At 60.2% G+C, this 18,362-nt stretch carries 13 protein-coding genes; 10 read left to right on the forward strand and 3 right to left on the reverse strand.

What is annotated here, in order from left to right; all coding sequences use genetic code 11:
* The first annotated feature begins 46 nt into the window (after positions 1-46).
* The 4 genes from DXC99_RS06825 to nifJ all read left to right on the forward strand — a co-directional run bounded on the left by DXC99_RS06825 (position 47) and on the right by nifJ (position 7,754).
* On the forward strand, positions 47-955 hold the full coding sequence (locus DXC99_RS06825) for a hypothetical protein (RefSeq protein WP_117629712.1): 909 nt from the start codon (positions 47-49) through the stop codon (positions 953-955).
* The gene (locus DXC99_RS06830; RefSeq protein WP_117629713.1) at positions 952-2,793 is read left to right on the forward strand and encodes a hypothetical protein; all 1,842 of its coding nucleotides are present in this window, start codon (positions 952-954) and stop codon (positions 2,791-2,793) included. The genes DXC99_RS06825 and DXC99_RS06830 overlap by 4 nt, the downstream gene beginning before the upstream one ends.
* Positions 2,794-2,796: 3 nt before the next feature.
* Complete coding sequence (locus tag DXC99_RS10420) at positions 2,797-3,735, forward strand: FHA domain-containing protein (RefSeq protein ID WP_199408884.1); 939 nt, start codon at positions 2,797-2,799, stop codon at positions 3,733-3,735.
* 479 nt (positions 3,736-4,214) lie between these two features.
* A complete protein-coding gene (gene nifJ, locus DXC99_RS06840; protein WP_117629714.1) occupies positions 4,215-7,754 on the forward strand; it encodes a pyruvate:ferredoxin (flavodoxin) oxidoreductase in 3,540 nt (1,179 codons plus the stop codon).
* Between the two features lie 278 nt (positions 7,755-8,032).
* On the opposite strand, the gene DXC99_RS06845 is transcribed toward nifJ, so the two are convergent.
* Together DXC99_RS06845 and DXC99_RS10370 are read right to left on the reverse strand one after the other, a co-directional pair.
* Entirely contained in the window at positions 8,033-9,394 is a 1,362-nt protein-coding gene (locus DXC99_RS06845) for an ATP-binding protein (RefSeq protein ID WP_117629715.1), read from the reverse strand.
* Between the two features lie 107 nt (positions 9,395-9,501).
* Positions 9,502-9,651 (reverse strand): hypothetical protein, encoded by a 150-nt coding sequence (locus DXC99_RS10370; RefSeq protein ID WP_158551673.1) that lies wholly within the window; start codon positions 9,649-9,651, stop codon positions 9,502-9,504.
* A 435-nt stretch (positions 9,652-10,086) separates the two neighbouring features.
* On the opposite strand from DXC99_RS10370, the gene arcC reads away from it, so the two are divergent.
* From arcC to DXC99_RS06875, 6 genes are all read left to right on the forward strand, one after another.
* Positions 10,087-11,049 carry a carbamate kinase gene (gene arcC / locus DXC99_RS06850; RefSeq protein WP_055310076.1) on the forward strand — a complete coding sequence of 321 codons (963 nt, stop codon included), beginning with the start codon at positions 10,087-10,089 and terminating at the stop codon, positions 11,047-11,049.
* A gap of 433 nt (positions 11,050-11,482) precedes the next feature.
* Positions 11,483-13,378, forward strand: coding sequence for a BglG family transcription antiterminator (locus DXC99_RS06855; RefSeq protein WP_117629716.1), 1,896 nt, complete (start codon positions 11,483-11,485; stop codon positions 13,376-13,378).
* A 119-nt stretch (positions 13,379-13,497) separates the two neighbouring features.
* Positions 13,498-13,824, forward strand: coding sequence for a PTS lactose/cellobiose transporter subunit IIA (locus DXC99_RS06860; RefSeq protein WP_117629717.1), 327 nt, complete (start codon positions 13,498-13,500; stop codon positions 13,822-13,824).
* A 46-nt stretch (positions 13,825-13,870) separates the two neighbouring features.
* Entirely contained in the window at positions 13,871-14,164 is a 294-nt protein-coding gene (locus tag DXC99_RS06865; protein ID WP_117565033.1) for a PTS sugar transporter subunit IIB, read from the forward strand.
* 9 nt (positions 14,165-14,173) lie between these two features.
* Positions 14,174-15,523, forward strand: coding sequence for a PTS sugar transporter subunit IIC (locus DXC99_RS06870; protein ID WP_117565032.1), 1,350 nt, complete (start codon positions 14,174-14,176; stop codon positions 15,521-15,523).
* Position 15,524: 1 nt separating this feature from the next.
* Positions 15,525-16,979, forward strand: coding sequence for a family 1 glycosylhydrolase (locus DXC99_RS06875; RefSeq protein WP_117565031.1), 1,455 nt, complete (start codon positions 15,525-15,527; stop codon positions 16,977-16,979).
* Between the two features lie 468 nt (positions 16,980-17,447).
* Here DXC99_RS06875 and DXC99_RS10510 read toward each other — a convergent pair whose 3' ends face one another.
* Positions 17,448-18,278, reverse strand: a complete 831-nt coding sequence (locus tag DXC99_RS10510) for a C39 family peptidase (protein ID WP_233505690.1) — start codon at positions 18,276-18,278, stop codon at positions 17,448-17,450.
* Positions 18,279-18,362: the final 84 nt, after the last annotated feature.

Consider the following 18,362-nt stretch of genomic DNA (forward strand, 5'->3'; position numbering starts at 1 on the left):
AGAATGCGCCGCCTTTATGCGGCGTGTTTTTGTTGGAGGAGAACGCATGCGGCCCGGGGGCACTCAGACAAAGCATGGCGCCGCGGTGCGCATGCGACGCCGGCTGGGCCTGGCGCCCCGGGCGTATGTGCTGCTGTCTTGCTCGCTCGTGCTGGTCATAGCCGGTGTTTCGGCTTATGGCATGACGGTGCCGTCCATGGTACAGGCGCATGCTGCGCGCGAGCTGCATATTGGGCGCAAGGCCAAAAGCGACTTGGGAACGACAACTGGATATGCGTGGGCGAGCGTGGTCGGGCGCACCGTGTTTGGCGTCGATCCCGCGGACGAGGGCGAGCAGGCGTCCAACGAGATCACGCTGGCAAACGGCAAGACCATCGTGCTCACCAACACCAAGGTCATCACGAAGCTTTCCAACAACAGCGTGGCTTCTGTCGTTAACAAGGCAGGGCAGCAGAAGGGGCAGGATACGCAGCAGGCGGGTAAGCCCGGCAGCTCGGATGGGTCCGGTTCTGGCGCCGGTTCGGCGGGCTCGGACGGCGGTCCCGGTTCGGGCTCCGCCTCTGGCGGTGGATCTTCGAGTGGTGGCTCGACGGACGGCGGTAACGGCGGCGACACGGGCTCGGGTGGCCTCTCGGCTGCCGAGGAGGAGAGTATCCACAGTTGGCTCGTGAACAAATACAACCTACTCGACGGCTATGTCGCCCGCGCCAATAGCGTGGTGTCGACCTATAACGCCACGGGCGACACCGGACCGTGCGACAGCCTGGTCAATGACATGTTTGTCATCCGTGCCGAGTTTGGCCGGCAGACGTTTCCTCCCCAGTCAACGTGGTATCGACAATTCGCCAACCTTTGGGGTTGCTACACAAACCTGTGTCAATGGGTCGGACATTACGGCGACGATAACGTCGCGCTCAACAACTTCAACACCAATGTGGCGGCGATCGCCCTATGACGAACGACCTTGCTTCTACAGCAGCCCAGTCGCTCAACCGTGATCCCATGGTGGGCCTGCGCCTGGCACGCGTCGACGGGTTCGAGCCGGCCGTCGCCCTGGGCACGGACGAGCTTCCCGTCTACCTACGCCGTTTTACGATGCTGTTTGCCGACGACGCCACCATGCGCCGCGGCGGCATCGGCCGCGTGACGCGTGCCGTTAACGTGCAGGGCGATGCCGTGGCGCTCAAGCAGCTCATCTTGCCAACGCGCGACGAATTTGATGACGATGTCGCCCACGAGGCGCTGGTCACCAAGTTCAAGGCGGCGTTTCGCGAGGAATATGAATGCCATCGTGCCCTTTCGGGCCTTAAGGGCTTTCCCCGCTTATACGGGTGGGGCGAGGTCGACGGCGTGCCCGCGATTGTCATGGAGTGGGTCGAGGGCGAGACGCTCGCTCGCCTGCGCTCGCGCCTTGCCGTGGACGATGCCGGGCGTCTATCGCCGCTCGTGGCGGCGCGCCTGGGTCGCGACCTGTTCGATCTGCTCTGCCGCATGGGCTTGGTAGGCGAGGGGTTCGTCCATCGCGATATCTCACCCGCTAATATTATGGTGCGCACGGCGCGCCTGCCGCTCGACCGACAACTTGCCGAAGGAACCTTCGACCTGTGCTTGATCGACTTTGGGTCGTCGCTGGCGCTCGAGCCCGCCTCTGCGGTGGCCGGCACCGACGGCAAGGCATCGTTTACCGAGCGCTATGCCACGTTGCGCCGCGCGACGGTGGCCTATGCCCCGCCCGAGATGCTCACCGACGATATCCCCGACCTGCGCATGCTTCGCATGTCGCCGGCGATCGATGTCTATGCAGCGGCGAGTACGGTCTACGAGCTCATCGCCGGTGTCGCGCCGTACGAAGTGGCGCTGGGTGCGTCGGGTACTTCGGGCTCGCGCAAAAAGACGCGCGATATCGCCAGCCCTTATCGCCTTAAGATGGATACGCTGCCCGATTATCCCGTCGGCGCCCACGCGCCCGGCTGCAACTTGACGCAACTGCTGCGACGCGAGCCCGATGTGGCACTTGCCGCGGCCGAACAGGCTCAGCAGCTGGGGCTCGATCCAAATTCCGAGGATCTGCGCGATGCGCTGGCGTTTGTCGACGCTCAGCTGTTCGATGTGGTGATGGCCTGTCTGTCCTGCCATCAGGAAGATCGTCCCGAGCCGGCTGCGGTGGAGGCGGCGCTCTCGGCATTTTGCGACCACTATGCGCAAAATGCCGCCCGCTCGCTTCGCGCCGAGCCGCTCATGCCGTGCCCGATGGAGGTATCGGGACACACAGCCCGGCGTGCGGTGATGGCTGGTGCGACGGCGGTATGCGGCGTGCTTTGGGCCGTGGTCGTGGTATCAGCGGCGCTGTTGGCGTCGGGCGCCCATGTGACGCTCGTCGTGGGACCGCTTATATGGTCCGGGAAACTGCCGGCCATGATCGCCGCGCTGGCGTTGGCGCCGCCGGGCATGGTGGGCGTCGCTGCCGGGGCCTTGGCGCGCGACCGCCGTGCGGGATTCCTGCAGGGCGTGTTGGCCCTTTCCGCCTGCGAGGTTCCGGCTCTGGCCGCACTCGCATGTGCCGTGTTTTCCCAGCATGCCGTGGCGGGTGGCCTGGTGGCCGCCATAATTGCAACCTATGCGCTCACGTGGTTTTTGCTGGCGATGGGGTTTGCCTTTGAGCTTCCCGTCGCATCAGCACGACGTGCGAAAATTCCCATGGCAACGCCGCTTGCCGGCGGAGACGCGGCTGCCCGCGCCTTTGGCGGGCCGGCCGAAGTACTCGACACTATCTCTGCGACCAAGGAGGGCTAAGCCATGGCTTCTCAGGCCGAGCTCACCCCGTGCGGGGCAATGTTTGACATCTTTAAGCGCGCAGCGCACCTGAGCCATATCGAACTGTGCGGCCTGGTGCTCTCGAGCCGCCCGCTCGCCGACGGCCGTAGTCCGCAGAGCCGTGCCGCCGATCGCTCCTGGGTTTCGCGCTTTATCGTGCGCGCGCCTGTCGGCACGCTGCAGGAACGTTATTTTGCCGATTACGGCACCTCGGCCGCGCGCATTATGTCGCAGCTGGCCCTGCGCCGTCGCAATCCCATGGACGCCGCGGCCGTGACCAATATGGTGTGCGGCCCCGCTGGCGAGCCCATGGTGCGGGCACTCGGGGAATGCCATCAGGACACGAATCTCTATCGCAATGCGCTCGAGCGCCTGTCGCAGGCGGCTGAGCTTATGCCCGCCGAGCGCGCCGAGACCATCCTGGTGCTGTTTGTCGCTGTGGGTTGCTCGGCAGATGTCCGCTCGTCGGTGACCTATGCCATCGACTACGCTCATGCGACCTGTGGCGGCGCCACGTCGACGCCGCGCTCGCTGAGCACATCTTCGGTCGCGGGCGAGCGCGAGGTCGCGCCGGCGCATCCGCTGGGACTGCTGCGCGTGCAAAACGGCTACGTGGTGAGCGCCCCGCGTTGGATTCAGCCGAGTGAGGAAGGCGTCGAGATCGGCGCGCTGGCAACGGGGGAGGGCGACATCACCGACGTCGGCGACGATGTCTCGGCCCGCCATGCCCATATCTGGTGCGACGAGTCTGGCGCATGGTTTGTCGAGGACCTGTCGTCCACGAACGGCACCGTGGTGGTAAACGGGGCCACGAGTGTGTGTATTCAAGTAGAGCCCGGCCGCTCCGCCCAGCTCAGCCCCAGCGACGAGCTCAAACTCGGTGAATCCACCACCTACGCCATCCTCCTCGGCGCCCTCTAACTCATCTCCTCAATGAGTTGCGGTGAAATAGTTCCTGATGAGGCCCTTGAGGCGGGCATCCAAGAACTATTTCACCGCAACTGCTGCGTCGTCCCCGGGGATTGCGTTCGCTGACATCGGCCGTGTGATAGTCACCCGGGGTAAACCTTAACCGCCCACCTATATTTGCCGAAATTACACTTGACGGCGGGGTACAATGAACCCGCATGCGGATTTCCGTTGCGGGCGCTTCCCATCGCCGGGGCGTGCCCGGGAGCATCCGGCATGCGGCCTTTGCGGCGCTCGGTCATGTGCAAGACGGGTAGCTGGGCCTGTGGAGCGCGTGCAGCCCTCCTCGCCTCGGCATGCCTTCTCTCCACGCCATGTACCTGCTGCTGAGTCCGCCTGCCAGATGATTGGAAGTAACAACGAAAATCCCATCTCGCCAACATCCCGGCGATCGCCGGGGCCTGTATACCTATATGAGAGGAGAGGGGTATATGGCGCGTAAGTTTAAGTCTATGGACGGCAACGAGGCGGCCGCATATGTTTCGTATGCGTACACCGAGGTAGCGGGAATCTATCCCATTACGCCGTCCAGCCCGATGGCCGACCATGTCGACCAGTGGGCGGCCCAGGGTCGCAAGAACATCTTCGGCACCCCGGTCAAGGTCGTCGAGATGGAGTCCGAGGCAGGTGCAGCCGGTACTGTTCACGGTTCGCTGGGCGCCGGTGCTCTGACCACCACCTACACGGCTTCTCAGGGTCTGCTCCTGATGATTCCGAACATGTACAAGATCGCGGGCGAGCAGCTCCCGGGCGTCTTCCACGTCTCCGCGCGTTGCGTCGCTTCCCACGCCCTGAACATCTTCGGCGATCACTCCGACGTCATGGCCTGTCGCCAGACCGGCTTCGCCATGCTCGCCGAGGGCAACGTCCAGGAGGTCATGGACCTCTCGCCGGTGGCTCACCTTGCCGCCATCGAGGGCAAGACCCCGTTCCTTAACTTCTTCGATGGCTTCCGCACCAGCCACGAGATCCAGAAGGTCGCCATGTGGGACTACAAGGATCTGGCCGAGATGTGCGACATGGACGCCGTCCAGGCTTTCCGCGACCACGCGCTCAACCCTGAGCACCCGCACACCCGCGGCAGCCACGAGAACGGCGACATCTTCTTCCAGAACCGCGAGGCCTGCAACAAGGTCTACGACGAGCTCCCCGCCGTCGTCGAGGGCTACATGAAGAAGATCAACGAGAAGCTCGGCACCGATTACGGCCTGTTCAACTACTACGGCGCTCCCGATGCTGATCGCGTCGTCGTGTGCATGGGCTCCTTCTGCGACGTGCTCGAGGAAGTCATCGACTACCTCAACGCTCACGGCGAGAAGGTCGGCCTGGTCAAGGTTCGCCTGTTCCGTCCGTTCTCCATCAAGCACTTTGTCGACGTTCTCCCCGAGACCGTCCAGAAGATCGCCGTCATGGACCGAACCAAGGAGCCGGGTTCCATCGGCGAGCCGCTCTACCAGGACGTCGTCTCTGCTCTCTACGAGGCCGGCAAGACGGGCATCAAGGTCGTCGGCGGCCGTTACGGTTTGGGCAGCAAGGACACGCCTCCCGCGTCCGCGTTCGCTGTCTTCGAGGAGCTTAAGAAGGACGCGCCTAAGCGCGAGTTCACCATCGGCATTGTCGATGACGTGACCAATCTGAGCCTGCCCGAGGCCGAGGATGCGCCCAACACCGCAGCCCCCGGCACCATCGAGTGCAAGTTCTGGGGTCTGGGTGGCGACGGTACCGTCGGCGCCAACAAGAACTCGATCAAGATCATCGGCGACCACACCGACAAGTACGTCCAGGCCTACTTCCAGTACGACTCCAAGAAGACCGGCGGCGTCACCGTTTCGCATCTGCGCTTTGGTGATTCCCCGATCCGTTCGCCGTACTACGTGACCAAGGCCGACTTTGTCGCCTGCCACAATCCCAGCTACATCGTCAAGGGCTTCAAGATGGTCCGCGACGTCAAGCCGGGCGGCACCTTCCTGGTCAACTGCCAGTGGAGCGACGAGGAGTTCGCCGAGCACATGCCCGCCGTGGCCAAGCGCTACATCGCGAACAACAACGTCAACGTCTACCTGATCGATGCTATCGACCTGGCTGCCAAGGTCGGCATGGGCAAGCGCACCAACACGGTGCTCCAGTCCGCCTTCTTCGCACTGGCCAAGGTCCTGCCCGCCGAGGACGCCCTGCAGTACATGAAGGACGCGGCCACCAAGTCCTACATGAAGAAGGGCCAGGCCATCGTCGACGCCAACCACAAGGCCATCGATGCCGGCGCTACCGCCTTCCGTAAGTTCGAGGTTCCGGCCGACTGGGCAACCGCCGAGGATGCCGCCCCCGTCGAGCTCTCCGACGAGACCAAGTCCGCCATCGCCCAGCAGGTCAAGAACCTGCTCGAGCCCATCGATCGCATGGATGGCGACAGCCTGCCTGTTTCCGCCTTCGTCGGTTGCGCCGACGGCCAGTTTGAGCTGGGCGCCTCCGCATACGAGAAGCGCGGCGTCGCCGTCGTCGTTCCCCACTGGGACGAGACCAAGTGCATCCAGTGCAACCAGTGCGCCTATGTGTGCCCGCATGCCACCATCCGTCCGTTCGCGATGACCGAGGACGAGGCTGCCGCCGCGCCCGAGGCTACCCGCATGCTCGACGCTATGGGCCCCAAGGCCAAGGGCATGAAGTTCGCTATCGTCGTGTCCCCGCTCGACTGCATGGGCTGCACCAACTGCGTCAAGGTCTGCCCCAAGGGCGCCCTCGAGATGGTTCCCACCGAGCAGGAGATGGACCAGCAGCCCGTTTGGGACTACATGGTCGAGAACGTCTCCGAGAAGAAGGAGCTCATCGCGGCCAACGTCAAGGGCAGCCAGTTTAAGCAGCCCTACCTGGAGTTCTCCGGCTCCTGCGCCGGCTGCGCCGAGACCGCCTATGCACGTCTGGTGACCCAGGTTGCCGGCGACCGCATGTTCATCTCCAACGCCACCGGCTGCTCCTCCATTTGGGGCAACCCCGCTGCCACCGCTCCTTACTGCAAGGACAAGGACGGTCACGGCCCGGCGTGGAACAACTCCCTGTTCGAGGACAATGCCGAGCATGGTCTGGGCATGGCCGTTGGCTATGAGGCCGTTCAGCACAAGCTGATCGCCGCTACCCAGGACATCATCGCTGCCGATGGTCCGTCCGACGAGCTCAAGGCCGCCGGCCAGGCTTGGATTGACTCCGTCAACGACGCCGAGGCCTCCAAGACCGCTGCCGCTGCCTACGTTGCCGAGCTCGAGAAGTGCGGCTGCGACGCTTCCAAGGCAATCCTCGCCGACAAGGCTTACCTCACCAAGAAGTCCTTCTGGATCTTCGGCGGCGACGGTTGGGCCTACGACATCGGCTTCGGTGGCCTGGACCACGTCCTGGCTTCCGGCCACAACGTCAACGTCTTCGTCTTCGACACCGAGGTTTACTCCAACACCGGTGGTCAGGCCTCCAAGGCCTCGAACCTGGGCCAGGTCGCTCAGTTCGCCGCTGCCGGTAAGGTGACCAAGAAGAAGTCTCTGGCTGAGATTGCCATGAGCTACGGCTACGTCTACGTGGCACAGGTTGCCATGGGCGCCAACCCAGCTCAGACCCTCAAGGCCATCCACGAGGCCGAGGCCTACGACGGCCCGTCCCTCATCATCGGCTACAGCCCCTGCGAGATGCACTCCATCAAGAAGGGCGGCATGCAGAACTGCCAGGCCGAGATGAAGAAGGCTGTCGAGTGCGGTTACTGGAACCTCTTCCGCTTCAACCCCGAGGCTGCTGCCGGCAAGAAGTTTTCGCTCGATTCCAAGGAGCCCGCGGGCGGTTATCAGGAGTTCCTGATGAACGAGGCCCGTTACGCTTCGCTGACGCGTTCCTTCCCCGAGCGCGCCGAGGAGCTCTTCAAGGAGAACGAGCAGGCCGCTATGGACCGCTACGCTCACCTGCTGAAGCTCAAGACGGTGTACAACGAGGCTTAGGTCTCCCACCGCAGGATCTGAGGGCTGACCTTCGCGGACGTCCTCGGACATGAAAGAACCCCCGCTGCGCACTACGTGCGGCGGGGGTTCTTTCGTCCTGCGGAGTGTCCGCGAAGGTCAGCCCTCAGATCCTGCTACGACTACGTCCTCGGATTGTGGGGCTGGATGAAGGACGTGGCTGATGGGGTGCCTTGTCCCGGTCGCTGTTTCGCGGCTTTGCCGCGAAACCACGCGCTGCTTTGGGTATAGAGGGGGACCTGGTCGCGGACCCAGATGGCCTAGAGGGATATGGGTGCAAACGAGAAATCGTTGTTGGGGTCGTCCTTTTCCATAAACTCATCGAGGCAGAATGTCATATAGATTGGAACGTACAGGACCTTGCCCTCTTTGCTGAGGTTCTCGTGGCTTAGCACAACGGCCTCGGGGATTTTGTACTCGCTCACGCTCATCAGACGGTCGAGGGCCGCATGGGCTCGAACCTTCTTGCCCGATTTGACCTCGATTGGGACAACGTGCCCGCGGGTGCCTTCGATCACAAAGTCAACTTCGCCGACCTCGCGTGTCTGGTAGTACCATGCATCAGTTCCAAGGGCGACAAGCTCCTGCGCGACCACGTTCTCATAGAGACCGCCGAGGTTGGGGGTTTTCATATCAAGGTAGACAGCGCGTGCCGTGCTGCCGGGATACCGTGATGCGAGCATGCCTGTATCAGACTCGTATAGTTTAAAGGCGGTCGCCTTCTCTGTCCTCTTAAGAGGACTCCGGGCCTCCGTCACCTGGGCGACCATCAAACCGACGCCCGCGTTCACCAGCCATAGGAAATCCTGCTCGTATTTTTGAAGGCGAGCCCCCTCGCCCAGGGATGAAACAACAAAGCGATGGGACTCCGCCTCAAGCTGAACGGGAATTTGTTCGAAAATCGCGCGAACGTTAAACGCTCGAGTCGATGCATATTTAGAGATATCGCTTTTGTACTGATCGACTAGCTGAATTTGAAGCTCACGCGTTCTCACGAGCGAATAGCCCGAATCGATATAGTTCTGAACGACCTCCGGCATGCCGCCGCAAACGATATAGGCTCTAAAGTTTTTGAGCATCGCCTCATGAATATAGTTTTCGACGGGACGTCTCTCGACAAGGCGGCTGCGAATATCTGCAAGCACATTTTCGCTGACGCTGTTTGCCCAACAAAACTCTTCAAAATCCATCGGCCGCATAACAATGTGCTCGACATACCCTACCGGAAAAGAAGAGATCCCCTTAAACTCAGTCCCAAGCATAGACCCCGAGAAGACATAGCTAAAGCGTCCGTCCTCGACCAGCGCCTTCATAAGTGTAACGATCTGCGGATACTCCTGAATCTCATCGACGAAGATAAGCGTGTCTCCTTCAACAAGCGGTGCATCCGCAAGAAGGGCCACACGGTTGATGAAGTCAATGGAGTTCTTAGCGCCAACAAGTACGTCTCTTGCCTCGGCATCAAGTAGCAGATTGACCTCATAATACGAAGCGTAGTTGCTCTTTCCAAACGCGCGAATCGCATAGCTCTTGCCAATCTGACGCGCACCGGTAACAAGCAGGGCCTTATGGGAGTTATTCTTCCAGCTCAAAAGCCTATCAGTGACCTTGCGGCGTAGCATTAAAACACCTCATTGACAAAAATTGGCAAATAGATTTGCCCCTAATCATACAAAAATTGACAAATAGATTTGACCCAAATCATACAAAAATTGGCAAATAGCAAAGCTCACTTAGGCCTCAAAGCCAGCGAGCCAGCACGGTACTTTGCGAAAAGGCTGGCGGCGCCGTTGTTGAGGGTGGCCAGGTTGGCAGTGGCGCCGTTAGCGTTCTCGGCTGCTTGGGCGCGCAGGAGCGAAAGGGCGTCGGCAGCGTTCATACAGAAGCCGACGGTAAAGTTCCATACTGCGAACTCACAGCCGCTTGCCGCGGGGTGAAGCGCGATTGGCTATCCCTTTTGTTGGATGAAAAGCCCCGTGTTTTTGCAGGGGTGCATACTCGTCTAATAAATGTATAGAATCTCGTATAGTGCGAGTAAGATATTGCGCTGTCCGTTTTGTGTTTAGCAAAGATATAGTTTGCATAATCTGGTCTAATCCCTGCTCTATTTAAATAAAGTTGCACGTAAATGGCGTAGATATGCCTGAACTGGGCTTCTTTACGCTGAGCGGGTAAAATCGACCGTTCGCCGCTTAGGTATTTTCAAAATGAATAAAATGAGCGATAAAGAGAATATAAACCTTAATAAACTCGCGTATCGCACGGACGCGGGTTATTAATGGGTTGTAGGCCTTTTACAGAAAGGATTCCAGCAATGTCTAAGCCTCTTGGCAAGCCCGATCGTATTGTCGTCGCCCTCGGCGGCAACGCCCTCGGCAACAACCCCGTCGAGCAGATCGAGGCCGTGAGCAACACCGCCCACGCTCTCCTTGGTCTTATCGAGCAGGGCAACGAGATCATCATCACCCACGGCAACGGCCCGCAGGTCGGCATGATCCAGAACGCCTTCGCCGCTGCCCACGACGCCATCGGCACCCCCGAGATGCCGCTGCCCGAGTGCGGCGCCATGTCCCAGGGCTACATCGGCTACCACCTGCAGCAGGGCATCGGCCGCGAGATGCACAAGCGCTATAAGCGTTGGCACGCCGCCACCGTCGTCACCCAGATCGAGTGCGACCCGGACGATCCCGCGTTCAAGAACCCGACCAAGCCGATCGGCCCCTTCTACACCGAGGAGCAGGCCAAGGAGTTCATGGCCGAGGATCCTTCCAAGGTCTTCGTCGAGGATTCCGGCCGCGGCTGGCGTCGCGTCGTCGCTTCCCCTGATCCCAAGAAGATCGTCGAGGCTGACTCCATCCTCAACCTGCTCGACAACGAGTTCATCGTCATCGCCTGCGGTGGCGGCGGCATCCCCGTCGTCCGCGACTACGAGAACAAGGGCTGCTACAAGGGCGTTCCCGCCGTCATCGACAAGGACCTGGGCGGCGAGCTGCTGGCCGAGGACTGCGACGCCGACGTCCTGTTCCTGCTGACCGCCGTTGAGCATGTCGCCATCAACTTTGGCAAGCCCAACCAGGAGGAGCTCGAGGACATCACCGCCGACGAGGCCGAGCGCCTGGCCGACGAGGGCCAGTTCGGCAAGGGTTCCATGGAGCCCAAGGTCCGCGCCGCCATCAAGTTCGCCCGCTCCCGCAAGGGCCGCACCTGCATCATCGGCGCCCTGGACAAGGCCGCCGAGACCATGGCCGGTCTCTCCGGTACCCGCATCCACGAGTAGCCTCTACTCTGTTGCCTCTCTCGTGGGCGCCAGGCAAGACGCCCACAAACTAGCCTCTCTTCATGAGCCCCGCAGTCCGCTCCGGCTGCGGGGCTTTTGCTATTCACCTAGTCATTGGGGACAAACCCGGCACTTGGGGACGGTCCTTTCCTGCCGGCAGCTTGGGACAGTCCTTAATAGTCATTGGGGACGTTCTTAAACGACTAGTCAAACAAGAACGTCCCCAATGACTACTCATTTAAGTCTGTCCCCAATGACTGCACAATGGCTGGGAAGGCGCATCCCACACCGACGCATTGCCTTCGGGCCCTTTCCCCAGGCTCTCCATAGCTCAGCTGAACTCCCCGCAACCTGTTCCGGGTTGGCGGAACGAGCGCGACGTGGAGTGTCATTCTTTACCGCGTTAGACTAGACGCAGGGAAAGGAGGAGGACATGGATGCTCGCGTCAAGCAGCTTGTAAATATGATCGAGGACGCTCAGCCTGTCGCTGTCGCGGTACTTGCCAAGCGTCTCGAGGTAAGCGAGCGCGCCGTGAGAAACTATATCCATCGCGCAAACGACAACCTTGCAGGGGTTGCACGCATCGTTGGCAGCAAGGGGCAGTATCGTATCGATGTTGCACGTGCAGATGAGCTTGCTCGCTTGCTAGACGGTGCGGCTCTGGCCCATCCGGGCATTCCTGATACGCGCGACGGCCGTGTGTCCTTCCTTCTTAACGACCTCCTAATGCGGTCCCAGTGGGTGACGATTGAGGAGTATGCGGATTTACTCTACGTTTCGGCGCGGACTCTGTCCAATGACATGCGTCTGGTAGAGCAGAAACTCGCCCAATTTGACTTAGCGCTTGAAAAGCGCCCACGCTACGGAATCCGCGTTGCGGGCGGGGAGTCGCAACGGCGCCTGTGCCTGGCCTCGCTGGTGAGGCCCGTGTTGCCCGACACCGACGATGCAAAGCTCGCCGAGCACCTGCGGGCCATCGCCGCATGTGTGGACGATGCCCTGACGGCCTCGCCCGTCACGGTGAGCTCGCTGGCATCCCGCAATCTCATCATGCATCTTTACATCGCTCTTGGCCGCATCGAGCAGGGCTGCTATGTCCCAGCTGCAGAATCGGACGTTCAAAAACTGGAGGGAACGCGCGAATACGCCGCGGCTTTCCAGATTGCCGCAAACATCAAGGATGCCCTGGGCGTGAGCATGCCCCGAGAAGAGGTTGCCTTTATCGCAATCCATTTGCTCGGCAGGGGCACGGGCGTGCCCGAGAAGGGCTCTGCCGTTATCTCGGACGAGATGTGGGAGATTGCTTCCGAGATGGTACGTGCGGTCAACGATGAGTTTAGGTTTGACTTTAGCAGCGATCTTGAACTTCGCATGAACCTTGCTCGGCATATTGGCCCTCTGGGTTATCGCCTTGAATATCACATGCATATGGATAACCCCATGCTGCCCGATATCAAGACGAGGTTTCCGTTGGCCTATTCGATGGCGGCCGGCACCTCGCAGGTACTCGAGCGTCATTTTGGCAGCCAGCCCTCTGATGAGGAGCTCGGCTACATCGCCATGGCATTTGCCCTGGCCCTCGAGCAGCAAGCCGACCAGCCGCGTCGCAAACGCATCCTGATCGTGTGCGCCTCGGGAGCGGGAAGCGCCCGTATGCTCGAGCACCAGTACCGCAAGCAGTTTGGTATGTATATCGAGTCGATTGAGACATGCGACGTCGCCCGCGTGGGAACGCTCGACTTTTCGCACATCGACTACGTGTTCACAACGGTGCCGCTCAACGTCAAGTTGCCTGTGCCCGTCCGCGAGGCCGATTTCTTCTTGGAGACGAGCGATGTCAACGCTATCCGCAAGGTGCTGAGTGATGACGCTGCGCAATCGGACTCCCTGAGCGCTTTCTTTAGCCGTGCCCTGTTCTTCAACCGCGTTGAGGCGTCGTCGAAGCAGGCCGTTCTCCGATATCTCTCCGAGCGCGCCGTCGAGAGCGGCCGTGTCGATGCCCAGTTTGCCCAAGAGGTTGCCGAGCGCGAGAGCGCGAGTGCCACCTCGTTTGGCAATGGGGTGGCCATGCCCCATGGGATGCATCCTTTGAGCGCCGAGGTCTTTGTTACCGTGGGCCTGCTCGAACATCCCATTCTTTGGGACGAATACGGCCATGAGGTCGATATCGTCTTTATGGTGTCGTTTGCCCGGTCGGGCGGCGATGAGGCGCGGATCTTGAGCTCGCTGCTCGCTGAGATCTTTATGGACCGCCAGGGGGTCGAGCGCTTACGCGAGCGCCGGTCCTGGCATGAGCTGATGGCGCTTGTGCAAGCGCATACGGCTTAAGACTTCTTTTGTCGATGACGCTGTCAGTCTACCTGCAATAAACCTCGAGGATTGCGGGCGGGAGATAGGTGTTTCGAATATTCAAGTACAAACCAGACATCACGGGAGAGGAGACCGTTATGGACGATCAGGGAACCGAGATGGTTTCGTTTCAGCTGGTCGCTGCAGCGGGAGAGGCACGCAGCCTTGCCTTCGAAGCCCTTGAAAAGGCAAAGGCGGGGGATTTTGACGCTGCCACCAAACTCATGAAGCAGTCAAAGGATGCGGGAATCAAGGCTCACCACATCCAAACGCAGCTGCTTTCGACCGAGGCGGCGGGCGAGCATCTGTCGGTGGATGTGTTGCTGGTCCATGCTCAGGACCACCTCATGTGCTCCATGCTTGCTCAGGAGCTCGTGCAGGAGCTGATCTGCCTGTATGAGCGCACTGCAGCCAAGAACGCCTAACGGCGTGCGGCGACTATCCAACCAATCAATGCGAAGGGAATCCCTTATGAAGATCCTTCTTGTTTGCGCAGCTGGCCTGTCTACAAGCATTCTGATGAAGAAACTCGAGAAATACGCGGAGCAAAACGGCATCGAGCTCGATATCGATGCGGTGGGTATCGGCGAGTATCAGGAGACCTGCGCCGATTATGACGTGCTGCTCTTGGGGCCGCAGGTGTCCTACCAGCTCAACACCGTCAAGCAGGGGAGCGGTAAGCCGACCGCGGTCATCCCCGCACAGGACTACGGCATGGGCAACGCCGCCAACGTGCTGGCACTCGCCCAGTCGCTGTTGGGCTAGGAGGCGACCATGGAAAAGTTCATGACCCTGCTTCAGGAAAAACTGACCCCTATTGCCAATTTCTGCGGCACCGAGCGTCACTTTGCCTCCATGCAAAAGGGCTTTATGAGCGCGATCAGCTTCATCTTGGTCTCTGCCGTCTTTATGATCATCGCCAACCCGCCGGTCACGGCCGACCTGGTGGCGCAGGGCGGGTTCTGGTCCGTCTTTGGCCCTTGGCTCGATTTTGCCACGGCCAATAAGCTCACGCTGCTCATCCCGTTCAACATGACGATGGGCATACTGTCGGTGATCGTGACGTTCGCAATCGCCTATAACCTGGCGGGCACCTACAAGATGCCCAAGCTTAACGCCGGTATGACCTCGCTGGTGATGTTCCTGATCGCCGCGGCGCCGTCGTCCTACTACCAGCTTGCTGATGAGTCCGTGCTCCAGGCGGTCCCCTGCACCTATCTGGGTGCGCAGGGCCTGTTTACCGCCATCATCGTTGCCCTGGTCTCCGTCGAGGTCACGCGCTTCTGCCAGACCAAGGGCATCACCATCAAGATGCCCGATGGCGTGCCGCCGTTTTTGTCCGAAACCTTTGGCGCCATCGTGCCTATGCTCGTCAACATCCTCATCTTCTTTGGTGGCAACCTGCTGATCCAGATGATCGATCCCACGCTGTCCATCCCCTCGGTTATCGAGAAGCTGCTCGCTGCCCCGCTTTCCGTCGCAGTTGACTCTGTGCCCGGCGCACTGCTTATCTGCTTCATGACGCTGCTGTTTTGGTGCTTTGGCGTCCACGGCAACATGATCGTGATGCCCATCACCGCCCCGGTCACGCTTGCCGCCTTTGCTGCCAACGCCTCGCTCTACGCTGCTGGGCAGCCGCTTGAGTTCCACCCGGTACTCATGTCGATGGTCATCAACCTCATCGGCGGCACGGGCAATACGTTCTCTTTTGTGGCGCTCTGCGCGTTTAAGGCAAAGTCGCAGCAGCTCAAGGCATTTGGCAAGGCATCGATCGTGCCGAGCTTCTTCCGTATCTCCGAGCCCGCGATCTTTGGCGCACCCATCATCTTCAACCCGATCCTCATGATTCCGTTTGTGCTGGGCGGTATGATTTCGGCCCTGCTGTATTGGGGTGCAATCTCACTGGGTCTTGTCTCTAACTTCTACATCTTGGTGAGCGGCACGTTCCCCATCTTCGTTCAGGGCTTTATCCAGTGCCTCGACCCGCGTATCTGGGTATTTACGATCGTTTTGATCGTGGTCATGGCTGTGGTCTGGTACCCGTTCTTTAAGGTGTACGACAACCAGCTCCTGGCGCAGGAGCAGGAGAACGCCGCGGCAGCTTCTGCCAAGGATACTGAGTAGCATGGGTTACTTTGACAGAACGTCTGCTGCCGGTATGCCCGAGGGCTTTTTGTGGGGCGGCGCGCTCGCTGCCAACCAGGCCGAAGGGGGCTGGAACGAGGGCGGCCGCGGTATGTCGCACTCCGACCTGATTCCACAGGGTCCCGACCGCTGGGATGTGATGTTTGGCAGGCAAAAGCCCGTGGATGATCCGGACAGGCTGTATCCATGCCGTTGGGGCAACGACTTCTTCCATCATTGGCGCGAGGACGTCGAGCTCTTTGCCGAGATGGGCTTTAAGTGCCTGCGTCTTTCAATTTGTTGGAGCCGTATTTTTCCCACAGGGATGGAGGCCGAGCCCAACGGTGAGGGCTTGGAGTTTTACCGTCAGGTATTCGAGGCGCTGCGCGAGCACGGAATCGAGCCGCTCGTGACGCTGTCGCACTACGACTATCCGTTGGCTCTGGTCGAGCGTTATGGTGGATGGCAAAGCCGAGAGATGATCGAGCGGTATGCGCACTACGTCGAGACCGTCGGACGTGCGTACCAGGGCCTCGTGCGTTATTGGCTCACCTTCAACGAGATCAACAGCGTGGCGCTGTCCTATATCAACGCGGGCGTCACGCTCGAGGATGAGCGTGACCGTGCAGCCGTGACCGCGGCGTTCTCGCACCATATGTTTATGGCGAGCGCTCGCGCTGTCGAGATCCTGCACAAGATCGATCCCGCAAACAAGGTGGGTTGCATGATCGCTGCCGGTGCGACCTATCCGTACCGTTGTGCGCCCGAGGACGTATGGCTTGCGTATGAGGAGGACCGCGGCCGCTACTTCTACACTGACGTGATGGCTGCGGGCGCCTATCCTACTTGGAAGCTGCGTGCGCTCGAGAAAGAGGGTGTTCACGTGCCCTTTGAGCCGGGCGATACGGAGTATCTGGCCGAGCATACCGTCGACTTCATTTCGTTCTCGTACTATTGCTCGCGCTTGGTGTGCGCCGATGACCAGGTGATCGCTGAGAAGGCGGAGGGCAACGTGTTCCCGACGCTGCGCAATCCGTACCTCAAGGATAAAGAGACTGCCTGGAAATGGCAGATCGATGCGCTGGGTTTGCGCGTGACGCTTGCCGGCTACCACGATCGTTACCATCTTCCGCTCTTTATCGCCGAGAACGGTGTGGGCGGACTCGATGCGCTGGAAGACGGCAAAGTCCACGATGCATATCATATTGATTACCTGCGCAGGCATATTCTTGCGCTGCGCGATGCAATTGTCGAGGACGGTGTTGACCTGATGGGATACACGCCGTGGGGCTGTATCGATTTGGTGTCTGCCTCGACGGGGCAGATGAAGAAGCGCTATGGCTTTGTTTATGTTGATGCCGATGATACGGGCAAAGGCACGTTCGATCGCTACCGAAAGGACAGCTTCTGCTGGTATCAAAAGGTCATTGCATCAAATGGCGAGGACTTGAGTTAACCCTTGCAAGCCTGCTGCCCCCGTGGCCCGTTTCGGCCGCGGGGGCTTTTGTTATTTACCTAGTCCCCGATGAGACCCTCATTCTGTGGGTAGTCATTGGGGACGTTCTTAAAAGACTAGTCATTTAAGTCTGTCCCCAATGACTGCGGAAACCCGGCACTTGGGGACGTTCCTTTTCTGCTGGCAGCTTGGAACAGTCCTTAAAGCCCGCATCAATCAACTGCGGAAAGCGCATCCCAGAATGAGCGTCCAACATGGGACATAGTTTCCCTTGAGGGCCTCAACCGGAAAATGCATCCCGGAATGTTGCCGGAAAGTGGAACGTAGTTTCCCAAACGGGCCGCTAACGGAAAGTGCATCCCGCTATTGAGCTCCAAAATGGGATGCGCTTTCCGTGTCGGCAGTTCCTGGCAGCCTGGGGCTACTCATTTAAGTCTGTCCCCAATGAGTGCAATGAGTGCCCAATGACTAGTAGTAGGCCCACATGGCTTCGATTTCGTTGAGGACTTCTACGACACCCCAGCGACGGGCGCTGCGGCTGGCCGAGTTGGGGTCGTAGACTCCCACTTGATCGGCATCGTCGATGCCCCAGAGCACGATATAGTGTCCAACACTGGTAAAGGTGCCGGGACGAACCGATGCGATAATGGGCGCACCCGAGCGCAGCGCCTGGGTGATAGAGCTGCGATCGATATGGAGCTCCGTTGCGTTAAGGCCCAGCTGCCATGCGCCGCGCGTCATAAATGACCATTCGGTGGCGCCGGTGGGGGCATAGTTGCCTGCCTCGGAAAGCGCGCACATATCGACGGGAGTCATATCGGTGCGTCCCGTCTTAAAGATATAGACCATGGTGAGGCACGTAGGCCCGCAAGCATTTTGGCGGATGGTACCGCCGGCGTAAGGCAGCTCCGACCATGCAGGGTCGATCTGATAGATATGGGGCATCGTGCCGGCTTGCCATTGCGAGCGCGGGGTCGAAAAGGCGAAAGAATAACCGGGCGCGACGGGGGCCTTGAGCAGCTTGTCCTCGGCGGTGGGCTCGAGACCGGCCGAGCCGTGGGACATACAGGAGCTCATAAGCACAAAGACCAGACAGATGAGGATAGAGCACAGTGCGAGGCAAAGCCGACGAGCCGGCAGGGCGGGGGCATTCACGTACGATGTCGAGCGGTAGGGCTTGCCGTCGCGTCCGCCTTGGGGATGCGAAAAGAAGCGGTTGATATGGCTGCCGGGCTGACGTGCGCCGTTGCGGCGCAGTTGCGGAACCTCGGCTTGGCGCTGTCGAGTGCGCGCGCCCAAGCGGCTATCTTGCTGTGCGCTTGTGCCCGTGCTCGGACGGCCACTCTGCCGTGTTCTGTTTGTCTGCTGCCGAGACGAAGGCCT

The organism is Collinsella sp. TF10-11AT (assembly GCF_003437565.1).
GTDB lineage: Bacteria > Actinomycetota > Coriobacteriia > Coriobacteriales > Coriobacteriaceae > Collinsella.